The organism is Oceanimonas sp. CAM02 (genome assembly GCF_032842915.1).
Lineage (GTDB): Bacteria > Pseudomonadota > Gammaproteobacteria > Enterobacterales > Aeromonadaceae > Oceanimonas > Oceanimonas smirnovii.
Map to the genome: position 1 here is coordinate 24,069 of NZ_JAWJBK010000015.1, position 12,800 is coordinate 36,868.

The following is a 12,800-nucleotide window of genomic DNA, read 5'->3' on the forward strand; positions in this document are numbered from 1 at the left end:
ATTAGATACTGGCGGGGTATTCTGCCAATCCCCAATCCCCAATCCCCAATCCCCAATCCCCAATCCCCAATCCCCCGCACTACGGCCTCATTTGTGCCACGGATCACTGTTTTGAATAAAAAGCGCGCGCCTTTGTCAATTAGTCGATATGGTTAAACGTCCTGTTTTAAGGACTTAATGCTCTACCGCGACGTAAAGGAATACGATATGCGCTTTCATCCCGGCAATATGAGTGTCAGGTTCAAGTTGATCCTGGGCTTTGTGATGATGTTGCTGACCACCCTGGTTATCGCCGCCATCAGTGGTTTTTCTCTGAATCAGGCACTGAGCAGCGCCGACCGCCAGGAGCGGGCGGTCAATATCGATCTGTTGTTCAGCAAGGCGCGTCAGCAGGAAAAGGACTATCTGCTGCAGCATGACGGCGAGCAGTTGACCCAGGCGAAAGCCACCGTATCCCAAGCCCGTGAGCTGGCCAGCCGATTGCAATCGGAGCTGCACGAGGACACTGACCTTGCCCGTCTTGAGCTGCTGCTGGATGGCGCCCAGACCTATCAACAGGAGCTGGATCAGCTGGCGGCGCTGGGCCAGCAGAGAAACGACGTGCTGTTTGCCCTCAGCCAGCTCGGTTTTGCCGCCCAGCAACGGGCCGAATACCTGAGCGGTGGGGAACCCGCCTACATGAGCTGGCTGGTACGGCTGACCGGTATACGCCTGACCCAGCGTGAATACGTGATCAGCGGTGATCAGTCCCAGGCCAAGTTGCTGGCGGGCCGCCTGAAAGGGCTGATGCTGACGCTGGAAAGCCGCCTCAGGCTGGGAGACGATGCGGATGTGCGCGAGTTTTACCAGCTGTTGGAGCGCTTTGAGCAGCAACAGCAGCAGTATGTCAGCCTGGCCCAAGAGCTGTCGGCCCTGGAGGCTCGCATTGATGAGCTGGCCAGTACCATGGCCGAGAGCAGTGCGGCCCTGGTGGCCAGCCAGAAACAGAACATGGAAAAGGTCAGCCAGTGGTCCGGCATGCTGATCCTGCTGGTGACCGCCGCGGCGCTGGTGATGGGCGCCCTGTTCGCCTGGCTGATCACTCAGGGCATCGTCAATCCGCTCAAAATTTTGGTGTCCCAGGCGGATCGCATTGCCAGCGGTGATCTTACCCAGAATGTGTCTCATCGGCGTCGGGACGAACTCGGCCAGTTGATGGACAGCATGCAGACCATGACCCAAAACCTGCGCAGCCTGGTGGGCGAGCTGAACAATAACAGCAGTCATATCGCCAGCTCGGCCCAGAGCCTGTCGGCCATGTCGGAACAAAGCCGCAGTGGCACCAACCAGCAGCGGCTGGAGCTGGAGCAGGTGTCCACCGCCATGAACGAGATGGCGGCCACGGTGCAGGAGGTGGCGCGCCACGCCGAGGCCGCCTTTGGCGCGGCCCAGACCGCTGATAGCGATGCCGGTGCCGGCAATGCCAAGGTCACCCAAACCACGGAACGGATCACCACGTTGGCGGAAGAGGTGCGCCGGTCACTGGCGGTGATCCAGCAACTGGAAAGCGAGAGCCTCAATATCGGTGGCATCCTCGACGTGATCAAGGGGGTGGCGGAGCAGACCAACCTGCTGGCCCTGAACGCCGCCATTGAGGCGGCCCGGGCCGGCGAGCATGGCCGCGGTTTTGCGGTGGTGGCCGATGAGGTGCGCGCCCTGGCCCAACGCACTCAGCAGGCCACCTCCCAGATTGAAGGCATGATCCAGGGATTGCAGGGCAAGGCCCGAGAGTCGGTGACCATGATGGATCACAGTGCCGTCATGGCCGAGGATACCGTGGCCACCGCCAATGAGACCGGCAGCGCCATTCAGGCCATTGCCCGAGCGGTGTCGCAGATCCAGCAGATGAACAGCCAGATCGCCACTGCCGCCGAACAGCAAAGCTCGGTGGCGGAAGAGATCAACCGCTCGGTGTTCAGCATTCGCGAGCTGTCCGAGCATTCCGCCGCCGCCAGCGATCAGGCCGCCGACAACAGCGCTCAGCTCGCCGGTCTCGGCAACGAGCTGCAACAACTGGTGGGGCGGTTCAGCTTGCCGGCCTGATGCCAAGCGCAGTGAGGGGGAAGGGGTAAGGAGACCGGTATCATTCCCCATTCCCCATTCCCCATTCCCCATTCCCGGCCGCAGGCCTACAATGCGAACATCATTTGCTCAGTCGTTGTCGGTTCGCCATGCGCTTGTCTCTGTTGCTGCTCATTCTGCTGTTGTCCTTGCCGGCGCTGGCGGAGCGTCCGCGTGTGGCGCTGGCGCTGAGCGGCGGCGGGGCCAAGGGAGCGGCCCATGTGGGAGTGCTGCAGGTACTGGAAGCGCACCGCATTCCGGTAGATATTGTTACCGGTACCAGCATGGGAGCTTATATCGCGGGCATGTATGCCCTGGGGCTGGACGCCGATGAGCTGGAGCAGCAGCTGCTGAGCCTGGACTGGAATCAGGGCTATCAGGACAAGGTCGGTCGCGACGAACTTTCGCTCAGGCGCAAGCGCCAGAATGATGAATTTTTGCTGCGCACTGATATCGGTCTGAACGAACAATGGCAGCTCAGCCTGCCCGGCGGCTTTTTTCAGGGCCAGGCGCTGGGGGCCCTGCTCAGGCGCAGCACCCTCACCATTCCTCGGCTGAAGAACTTTGATCAGCTGCCCATTCCTTACCGGGCCGTGGCCACCGACATGGAAACCATGACGCCTGTGGTACTGAACAAGGGCCACCTGGCCACCGCCATGCAGGCCTCCATGTCGGTGCCGGGTGTGCTGCAGCCGGTTGATCTGAACGGCAAGCTGCTGGCCGACGGCGGCGTGGTCAACAATCTGCCGGTGGATGTGGCTAAAGACATGGGGGCCGGGGTAGTGATTGCCGTGGACATCGGTGATGCCATGCTGCCCAGAGAAAGCCTCGACAGCGCCCTGGCCATGGTCACCCAGCTTACCAACTACCTTACCCGGGCTGGCACAGAGCGGCAAAAGGCACTGCTTACCGAGGACGATGTGCTGCTGACTCCCGATATCACCGGCATTGGCGTGGGAGACTTCAGGCTGATGCCTGCAGCCATTGCCAGAGGCAGGGCGGCTGCTACCGCCCTGTTGCCCGAGCTGTTGCCACTGGCACTGAGTGAGCAGGACTATACCGACTATCGCAATCGCAAGCTGGACAGACGCGCCCGGCTGCAGCGCAGTGATGTGGTGTTTCTCGACCGGGTTGAAGTGGAAGGCAATGCCAGCCTGAGCGAGGCCGTGATCCGTGATGCGCTGGGGCTTCAGCCCGGTGACTTTCACCAGACCGAAGAGCTGGAGCAGGGGGTGCGCCGGCTCTATGCGCTGGATGCCTTTGAGCAGGTCAGTTACCGCATTGAAGAGCGGGACGGCGAGCAGGTGCTGACGGTGCAGACCACGGAAAAAGGTTGGGGCCCGGGCTTTGTGGATCTCAAGTTTGCACTGGAAGATGACTTCTCCAGCCGCACCAGTTATGAGATTGGTGCTCAGTTTCGCCGCACCAATATCAATATGCTGGGGGGCGAGTGGCTGGCCGAAGTCACTCTGGGCAGCAACAAGCTGCTGGCTACCGAGTTCTACACGCCGCTGGATACCGACTACGACTTTTTCTGGAAGGCCAGAGGGGAATATGAGAAGCGCCGGCGCACTTTTTTTATCGAGCCCGGTGACGAAACCTATGAGCAGTTCGGCCGGCTCACTACCCTAGACTTTGATTATTCCACCTGGAGCCTGCTGAGCGAGCTGGGCTATAACCTCAACCCCTGGAGTGAGCTGGCCCTGGGTTTTCAGGGGCTGACCGGCAGCATAGAGGCGCGGAATCTGGACGGCGGGCTGGATGTGTTCTCTGCCGGACCTTATCTGAGAGTGACCCATGACACGCTGGATAATGTATTTTTCCCCACCCGCGGGGAAAGTGCCGGGCTGACCCTGGGCTATTACCGCAACCGGCTGGAAGGGCAGGGTAATAATGAAAACGTCACCGGCCTTGACTATGAACTGGACTGGCTGCGCCCCTGGAATGCCGGCCGTCATACTCTGATCACCAAGCTGACGCTGGGAGGCTCTACCGCCGAGCAGCCGCTGCCGGTATTTGCCCGCAGCTTGGGAGGATTATTCAATTTGTCCGGTTATCAGAGCGAGCAGCTCAGCGGCCGCTACAGCGGTCTGGCCGGACTGCTTTATCACTACCGCTGGCTGGATAATGACTTTGGTGCTTTTCGCTCACCCGTCTATCTGGGTACTTCACTGGAGCGGGGGGGCGTATGGAACTCGGGTGCCGATGTGGGCTGGGATGAATCACTGACAGCCGGTAGCATATTCGTTGGTGTAGACACCAACTGGGGGCCGCTCTATCTGGCATTTGGTCAGGCTGACGGGAATAAAAGCAGCATCTACCTCTATTTTGGCAATCTGTTCAGCTTTTAATGTTAATGGCTTGTTGGTGCTCAAAACTGTGGTTTATGCACGGAAATGCTATTCAAAACATGGCGTTAGTCAAACATTCGACCAAAGGTAGGGCAGGCCGGATTTTAATTCACGGTTAAAACTAATATACTTTCGCGGCGTCTCACCGACGCCCAAGGCCCCCTATAAAGGATACTTACGCCCGTGGTGGCGAATGATAATAAGAGGATACAGTCGTGCTTGAAGCCTATCGTAAACACGTCGAAGAACGTGCCGCTGAGGGAGTGGTTGCCAAACCGCTCGACGCAGAGCAAGTTGCTGCCCTGGTTGAATTACTCAAAAACCCGCCCGCTGGCGAAGAATCTTTCCTCTACGAACTCCTTTCCACTCGCATTCCCCCCGGTGTTGATGAAGCTGCCTATGTAAAGGCCGGTTTTCTTGCTGCTGTGGCCAAGGGCGAAGTGAGCTCGCCGGTCGTGTCTGCCGAGCAGGCCACACAACTGCTGGGCACCATGCAGGGTGGTTACAACATTGCTCCGCTGGTTGAGCTGCTGGACGTGGACGCCCTGGCGCCCATCGCCGCCAAGGCCCTGAGCCACACTCTGCTGATGTTTGACGCTTTCCACGATGTGGACGAAAAAGCCAAGGCCGGCAATGCCTTTGCCAAGCAGGTGATGCAGTCCTGGGCCGAGGCCGAGTGGTTCCTGGAGCGCGCGCCCCTGGCTGACAAGATCACCATGACCGTATTCAAGGTGCCCGGTGAAACCAACACCGATGACCTGTCTCCGGCCCAGGACGCCTGGTCCCGCCCCGACATTCCGCTGCACGCCCAGGCCATGCTGAAAAACGCCCGTCCCGGCATTGAGCCCGACGAAGACGGCGTGGTTGGCCCCATCACCGCCATTGAAGCCCTGAAGCAAAAAGGTCATCCACTGGCTTATGTGGGCGACGTGGTCGGCACCGGCTCCAGCCGCAAGTCCGCCACCAACTCAGTGCTGTGGCACATGGGCGACGACATTCCGTTTGTGCCTAACAAGCGCGCCGGCGGCATCTGCATTGGCAGCAAAATCGCCCCCATCTTCTTCAACACCATGGAAGATGCCGGTGCCCTGCCCATTGAATGTGATGTGACCAAGCTGAACACCGGCGATGTGATCGACATTTACCCCTATGAGGGCAAAATCTGTCGCCATGGCAGTGACGAGGTACTGAGCACCTTCAAACTGAAAACCGACGTGCTGCTCGACGAAGTGCGCGCCGGCGGCCGTATTCCGCTGATCATCGGTCGTGGTCTGACCGACAAGGCCCGTGAAGCACTGGGGCTGGCCCCGTCCGAGGTATTCAAGCGTCCGGCTCCGGTAGCCGACTCCGGCAAGGGTTATACTCTGGCCCAGAAAATGGTGGGCAAGGCCTGCGGCGTCAAGGGCGTACGCCCCGGTCAGTACTGCGAGCCCAAGATGACCACAGTGGGCTCTCAGGACACCACCGGCCCCATGACCCGGGATGAGCTGAAAGATCTGGCCTGTCTGGGCTTCTCCGCCGACCTGACCATGCAGTCGTTCTGTCATACCGCGGCTTATCCCAAGCCGGTGGACGTTAATACGCATCACACTCTGCCCGACTTCATCATGAACCGGGGCGGTGTGTCTCTGCGCCCGGGTGACGGTGTTATTCACTCCTGGCTGAACCGCATGCTGCTGCCCGACACCGTCGGCACCGGCGGTGACTCCCACACCCGTTTCCCCATCGGCATCTCGTTCCCGGCGGGCTCCGGCCTGGTGGCCTTTGCCGCCGCCACCGGCGTGATGCCGCTGGACATGCCGGAATCCGTGCTGGTGCGCTTCAAGGGCGAAATGCAGCCCGGCATCACCCTGCGGGATCTGGTGCACGCCATTCCTTACTACGGCATTCAGCACGGTCTGCTGACCGTGGCCAAGGAAGGCAAGATCAACGAATTCTCCGGCCGCGTGCTGGAAATTGAAGGCCTGCCCCAACTGAAGGTGGAACAAGCCTTTGAACTGGCCGATGCCACCGCCGAGCGCTCTGCCGCCGGTTGTACCATCAAGCTGGATAAAGAGCCGATCATCGAGTACCTAAACTCCAACATAGTGATGCTGAAGTGGATGATCGCCGAAGGTTACGGTGACAAGCGCACTCTGGAGCGCCGCATCAAGGGCATGGAAGAGTGGCTGGCCAACCCGGAGCTGATGGAGGCCGATGCCGATGCCGAGTACGCCCACGTGCTGGAAATCGACATGAGCGAGATCAAGGAGCCGATCCTGTGTGCCCCGAACGATCCCGACGATGCCCGTTTGCTGTCTGACGTGACCGGCGAGAGTATCGATGAAATCTTCATCGGCTCCTGCATGACCAACATCGGCCACTTCCGCGCCGCCGGCAAGCTGCTGGACCGCTTTAAAGGCCAGCTGCCGACCCGTCTGTGGGTGGCCCCGCCCACCAAGATGGACAAGGATCAGCTCACCGCCGAAGGCTACTACGGTATCTTTGGCCGGGTGGGTGCCCGCATCGAGATTCCGGGCTGCTCTCTGTGTATGGGTAACCAGGCGCGGGTAGGGGACAACACCACAGTAGTGTCCACCTCTACCCGTAACTTCCCCAACCGTCTGGGCAAGGGTGCCAACGTGTATCTGGCGTCGGCCGAGCTGGCCGCCGTGGCCGCCATTCACGGCAAGCTGCCCACCGTGGCCGAGTACCTGGAATACGCCCAGGAGCTGAACGCCACCGCTGCCGACACTTATCGTTATCTGAACTTCGATGAGCTCGACAGCTACGTGGAAAAAGCCAATACGGTGATAGTGCAGCAGGCCGTTTAAACGCCGAACATATTCACTCTGATATCAAAACCAGCCTTCGGGCTGGTTTTTTTATGCCTGAAATAAATAGCGGAAACAGACATTTCAGAACTTGATCTAAATCAAACAATAAATGATAATTATTATTCTTTACAGAGGGTATCTTTAAGTTTAAATACTAACAAGGAGTTGTCAGTGCGCACCTTTATTCGCTCAACCGCCGGTTCCCCCAAAACCATGCTCAGTTCCGCTGTGGGTCTGGCCGTGGCCAGCATGGCGGTTCCTGCCTATGCCCAGCAGGATGTCACTCGTTTTGATACGGTCACCGTCAAGGATCAGCGGGAGCAGGCCTATAAGACAGAAGCGTCGGCCTCGAGCAAATATGTAAAGCCCCTGCTGGACACGCCCCAGACAGTCACAGTGGTGCCCAAAGAAGTGATGAAAGAGCAGCAGGCGCTGAGCCTGCGCCAGGTGCTGTCCAACGTGTCGGGCATCACCTTTGATGCAGGCGAGGGCGGCGGCGGCTCCGGTGACAAAATCAATATTCGTGGTTTCAGCGCCAACGCCAACATGCAGATTGACGGCCTGCGCGACAGCAGCCAGAACAACCGCACCGACACCTTTAACATTGAGCAGGTGGAAGTGCTGAAAGGCCCCAACTCGGTGTTTGGCGGTGCCGGCACCACGGGCGGTGCCATCAACCAGGTAAGCAAGACTCCCCAACAGCGTGACTTTGCCGAGCTGGGTGCCAGCCTGGGCACTGACAACTATCGCCGTGTGACCCTGGACGCCAACACCACCCTGGATGTGGGCGTGAACAGCGCTGCCCGCATCAACCTGATGGCTCACGAGAACGACGTGCCCGGGCGCAACAATATCGATCGTCAGCGTTTTGGTATTGCGCCCTCGGTAACCATAGGGCTGAGCGAGCAGACTCAGGCCACCCTCAGCTACTTCCACCAGCAAGATGACAACCTGCCCGACTACGGCCTGCCGGCGCAAAACGGCAAGGTGCTGCCCGGTGTAGACAGAGAGAGCTACTTCGGCTGGCGCAACCTGGACGAAGAAAAAATTCAGTCCGATGCCATTACTCTCAAGCTTGAGCACCAGCTGAGCGACACCGCTCGCATCGAGAACCAGACCCGCTACAGCCGGGTAGACAGAGACACCACTATTTCTGCATCTCATGTCAGTCTGGGGGAAAACCTGGGCGACAGGAATAATCCTAATTGGGTTGCCTTGCCGGACGGGCAATATCTGCCTGCCGGGCCGCAGGGCTATCGTCGCGATGCCAAAACCGAGCTGTGGATCAACCAGACCGGTGTGGCCTTTGAATTTGACACCGGCGCTTTCAGGCATGACATGCTGGTAGGCGGCGAGATTTCGCGCGAGACCTATGATCTGACCTCCGGCAGCGATAACCTGAGTGGTAATTATCCGGCCAATGGCTTTGATCTCTACCATCCGCCGGGGCACTGGAGCGGGCCCGTCAATTATAAAAACAGCGGCGGTACCGAGGCGGCACTGAACACGCGTGCATTGTATGTGTTTGATACCATTAGGCTGCACCCGCAGTGGGATCTGAGTCTGGGCGCGCGCCAAGACTGGATCTCGGGTGATACCTCCAATAAGGTCAGCGGTGATACCACCTCTACCAGTGATCGAATGTTCAGCGGTCGTGCCGGCATAGTGTACAAGCCCGCCGATAATGGCCGTATTTACCTGGCTTACGGTACTTCCTTTAATCCGTCTGCCGAAGCGCTGGCCACCTCAGGCAGTTTGCCGCTGCGGGGGGCTGCCGGTGCCGAAAGCCTGGAGCCAGAGAAGAATGAAACCTGGGAGCTGGGTACCAAGTGGGAGCTGATGAACGGTCGTCTGGGGGTGGATGCGGCACTGTTCCGGGTTAACAAGAATAACGTCAATGAAAAAGACGCCAACGATAACCTGTATAACGCGGGTGAACAGCGAGTACAGGGTGCCGAGCTGGGGCTGACCGGTGTGCTGACCGACGAATGGAAAGTGTTTGCCAACTATACTCTGCTCGACAGCGAAACCCTGAGCTCGGTGACCAACCCCGATGCAGTGGGCCGGGAGCTGCAGAACACGCCCCGCAACAGCGCCAACCTGTGGACCACCTATGAGGTGATTCCGGGCGTGGAGCTGGGCTATGGTGCCCGCTATGTGGGCTCCCGTGCCGTGACCAGCAGCTCTGATACTCAAATCGACAGCTACTGGGTGCACAATGCCATGGCGTCTTATCGGGTTAATGAGGCTTTCAGCCTGCAGCTGAACGTGAACAACCTGTTTGATGAAGAGTATGTAGAACGGGTTCGCGGCAGCAACGGCTCGGTTGATCCGGCCACCGTCATTCTGACCCGCAGCTCCGCCGTGGAGCTGGGTGATGGCCGCTCTGCCGTGCTCTCCGCCAACTACCGGTTCTGATAGATCTGTCTGAACAGAACTTCTGCTGGCGTTTAGCAACTCGATGCTGCCGGAAGCAACAGCAGGGATTGCCGAAGCCGACCGTCACATGCCATGGACGGCATGTGCCGAGCGTCCCAGGGATGGGCTTGAAGCGTGTCGGCGGAGGTAACCCTGCTGGTGCTTCCCTGTGCAGGATCTGACAGCGGCATGCCATTTCTAGTTTGATAACAAGCCCCTGCCGGGGCTTTATTTGTTTAGCAAGAAAGCGAGAATTTCATCATGATGCTGCATATACCCGGCGTGCTCAGCGCCGAACAGGTGGCCGAATGCCGCAAGCTTTTGCTGGCGGCCGACTGGATAGACGGCAATGCTACTGCCGGTTTTCAGTCGGCTCAGGCCAAAAACAACCTGCAACTGCCTGAAAACAGCGACACCGCTGCTGTGATTGGCAAAATGATCACAGAGGCGCTGGCCCGTCATCCGCTGTTTGTGGCGGCGGCGCTGCCGGCGAAAATCTTTCCGCCGCTGTTCAACTGCTATCAGGGCGGCCAGGCTTTCGGCATTCACGTAGACAATTCCATTCGTATGCACCCGGTTACGGGAGAGCGCATTCGTACCGATTTGTCGGCGACCTTGTTTTTCTGTGAACCGGAAGAATATGAAGGGGGCGAGCTGGTAGTGGAAGACACCTATGGCGCTCACAGCGTTAAACTACCGGCAGGAGATCTGATTCTGTATCCGTCTTCCAGCCTGCACAAGGTGCTGCCGGTGACGCAAGGGGCGCGTATCAGCTCGTTTTTCTGGATTCAGAGCATGGTGCGGGACGATGGCCAGCGCAGTCTGTTGTTTGATCTGGACACCAGCATTCAGAACATTAACCAGCAGCTGGGAGCCGACAACGAGACCAGCATTCAGCTTACCGGTGTCTATCACAACCTGCTGCGCCGCTGGGCGCTTTGAGTGGGGAACAGGGAGCAGGAAAAGAAAAAGGGACCGGGAACCGCTTTTCACCAGTCCCCCAGTCCCTAATCCCGATTCCCTGATAGATTACGCCTGCTGAGTTTCGGCGTCAGCGGCGTCGTCGGTCTCGGGCTTGCCCATCGGCATAATGATGTTCATTACAATGGCGGTAATGCCGCCGGCGGAGATGCCGGAAGCAAACACGTTCTTAATGATGTCGGGCATAAACTGCAGAATGTCCGGCTTCTGGGAAATACCCAGGCCCATGCCAAAGGAAATGGCAATAATGAACAGGGCGCGGCGATCCAGTTTTTCACGGGACAGAATACGTACACCAGCGGCGGCAATAGAGCCGAACATTACCAGAGTGGCACCACCCAGTACCGGCTCGGGAATGCGCTGCACCAGAGTACTGATGGCCGGGAACAGGCCCATTACCACCAGAATACCGGCCACATAAAAGCCCACGTGGCGGCTGGCCACGCCGGTCATCTGAATCACGCCGTTATTCTGGCTGAAGGTGGATACCGGAAAGGTATTGAAGATGGAGGCCAGTGAGGAGTTAACACCATCACCCAGCACGCAGCCCTTGAGACGGCTCATGTATACAGGGCCGGATACGGGTTCGCCGGAGACTTCCGATGTGGCGGTGGTATCGCCAATGGCTTCCAGTGAGGTGATCACATACACCAGCACCAGCGGAATAAACAGGGATGCATCAAAACCCAGACCATATTGCATGGGAATGGGGAGGGCAATGGTCGGCAGGCTGCCGGACAGCGGTGCCAGCTTGCCCATATACCAGGCCAGCAGGGTGCCTGCGACCATGGCCACCAGAATGGAAGACAGCCGGATATAAGGATTACGGCTGCGATTCATCAGAATAATAATGCCAAGCACAGTACCTGCCAGAGCCAGATTTTCCAGCGAACCGAATTCACCGGCTTCCATGGCACCAAAGCCACCACCGATGGAAGTGAGGCCCAGCTGGATCAGGGTCAGGCCGATCAGGGTCACGATAATGCCGCTGACCAGCGGGGAAATAATGCGCCGGGCCAGGTGCAGAAAACGGGAAATAATCATCTCGGTAGGTGCGGCCAGCAGCGCAGTACCAAAAATCGCCGCCAGCATGGCTTCGGTGGTCACGCCGCCGTCTTTCATGGCCAGACCACTGGCAATGATAGGACCAAGAAAGTTAAAGCTGGTGCCCTGAATGGACAGCAAACCCGTGCCCACAGGACCAAACCGTTTCATCTGAATAAATGAGGCCACACCGGTAATAAACAGCGACATACTGATGATATGGGCGGTGTCGGTAGCAGGAATGCCCAGCGCCTGACAGATGATCAGCGGAGGCGTGATTACCGCGACAAACAGGGCCAGCAGGTGCTGAATGGCGGCGAACAGAGACTGCATAAACGGCGGCTTGTCATGAAGCCGGTACACCAGATCACTCTGGTGCGAAGATTGCTGCGTGTTGGACATATTTTTTCCGGTATGTATCTACGGGTGTTGGTTTTGTTATGGTTATTTCTGGCCTGTGGTTGAAAACGCACTCGGCTGAAGGGCGCATAGGATACTGGATAAGCAGGCTGACGACCAGTAACCGGATGCAAAACGAGCATAAAATGTATGCATTTTTTGTTCGCTTTATCATCACCTGACCGAAAAGTTGGTTTACCGGGACAAAATTCGTCACTTTGCTTTTTTACTCGAATGCTACTTGTGAGCGAATGAACCACCTCGTTAAAATAGCGCTCTTTTGTGCCGGAAAGCTGCACCATGGAATTTGAATTTTTACGTGATCTGGACGGCCGCTGCCGTGCCCGGTGCGAGATGGGCCACGAGGCCTTTGGGCAATGGCTGACCGACGAGGTAACAGCGGCTGAAGCAGGATGGTTGCTGAATACCATCACTCGACTCGACGCTCAGCCCCAGGAGGAGTTTCGTAAGGTATATGCCGAATTCACGCTGGCACTGAGTGACGGCGAAGCTGAGCTGGCCGGCCACGGTCTGGCTTTTGACAGCGAGGCGCTGGAAGAGGGCATGAGCTATTACGATGACGCCCACTACGCCGGCTGCGGCCTGGACGATCTCGCCCGCCTGCTAACCCAATGGCAGGCGTTTATTCAAGCCTGAAGCGGAGCTGCATGGAGCTGCTGTTGTTTGTGTG

General features: G+C 58.2%; 7 protein-coding genes. 6 read left to right on the forward strand and 1 reads right to left on the reverse strand.

Features of this window, described 5'->3' with window-relative positions:
• The first annotated feature begins 207 nt into the window (after positions 1-207).
• The 5 genes from R0I78_RS04380 to R0I78_RS04400 all read left to right on the forward strand — a co-directional run bounded on the left by R0I78_RS04380 (position 208) and on the right by R0I78_RS04400 (position 10,627).
• The gene (locus tag R0I78_RS04380; RefSeq protein ID WP_317074454.1) at positions 208-2,082 is read left to right on the forward strand and encodes a methyl-accepting chemotaxis protein; all 1,875 of its coding nucleotides are present in this window, start codon (positions 208-210) and stop codon (positions 2,080-2,082) included.
• 128 nt (positions 2,083-2,210) lie between these two features.
• On the forward strand, positions 2,211-4,451 hold the full coding sequence (locus tag R0I78_RS04385; protein ID WP_317074455.1) for a patatin-like phospholipase family protein: 2,241 nt from the start codon (positions 2,211-2,213) through the stop codon (positions 4,449-4,451).
• 215 nt (positions 4,452-4,666) lie between these two features.
• Positions 4,667-7,264, forward strand: a complete 2,598-nt coding sequence (acnB, locus tag R0I78_RS04390) for a bifunctional aconitate hydratase 2/2-methylisocitrate dehydratase (protein ID WP_317074456.1) — start codon at positions 4,667-4,669, stop codon at positions 7,262-7,264.
• Positions 7,265-7,438: 174 nt separating this feature from the next.
• On the forward strand, positions 7,439-9,685 hold the full coding sequence (locus tag R0I78_RS04395) for a TonB-dependent siderophore receptor (protein ID WP_317074457.1): 2,247 nt from the start codon (positions 7,439-7,441) through the stop codon (positions 9,683-9,685).
• A gap of 261 nt (positions 9,686-9,946) precedes the next feature.
• Entirely contained in the window at positions 9,947-10,627 is a 681-nt protein-coding gene (locus tag R0I78_RS04400; protein WP_317074458.1) for a Fe2+-dependent dioxygenase, read from the forward strand.
• An 87-nt stretch (positions 10,628-10,714) separates the two neighbouring features.
• Here the strand turns inward: R0I78_RS04400 and R0I78_RS04405 are convergent, their stop codons facing one another.
• Positions 10,715-12,112 carry a uracil-xanthine permease family protein gene (locus R0I78_RS04405; protein WP_019933146.1) on the reverse strand — a complete coding sequence of 466 codons (1,398 nt, stop codon included), beginning with the start codon at positions 12,110-12,112 and terminating at the stop codon, positions 10,715-10,717.
• Positions 12,113-12,409: 297 nt separating this feature from the next.
• Here R0I78_RS04405 and R0I78_RS04410 point away from each other — a divergent pair, with 297 nt between their 5' ends.
• Complete coding sequence (locus tag R0I78_RS04410) at positions 12,410-12,766, forward strand: YacL family protein (protein ID WP_317074459.1); 357 nt, start codon at positions 12,410-12,412, stop codon at positions 12,764-12,766.
• The last annotated feature ends 34 nt before the right edge of the window (positions 12,767-12,800 follow it).

Excerpts from the sequence above, each read along its gene's own strand:
- R0I78_RS04380 (WP_317074454.1), top strand. The coding sequence starts at position 208 with ATGCGCTTTCATCCCGGCAATATGAGTGTCAGGTTCAAGTTGATCCTG.
- R0I78_RS04385 (WP_317074455.1), top strand. The coding sequence starts at position 2,211 with ATGCGCTTGTCTCTGTTGCTGCTCATTCTGCTGTTGTCCTTGCCGGCG.
- R0I78_RS04400 (WP_317074458.1), top strand. The coding sequence starts at position 9,947 with ATGATGCTGCATATACCCGGCGTGCTCAGCGCCGAACAGGTGGCCGAA.
- R0I78_RS04405 (WP_019933146.1), bottom strand. The coding sequence starts at position 12,112 with ATGTCCAACACGCAGCAATCTTCGCACCAGAGTGATCTGGTGTACCGG.
- R0I78_RS04410 (WP_317074459.1), top strand. The coding sequence starts at position 12,410 with ATGGAATTTGAATTTTTACGTGATCTGGACGGCCGCTGCCGTGCCCGG.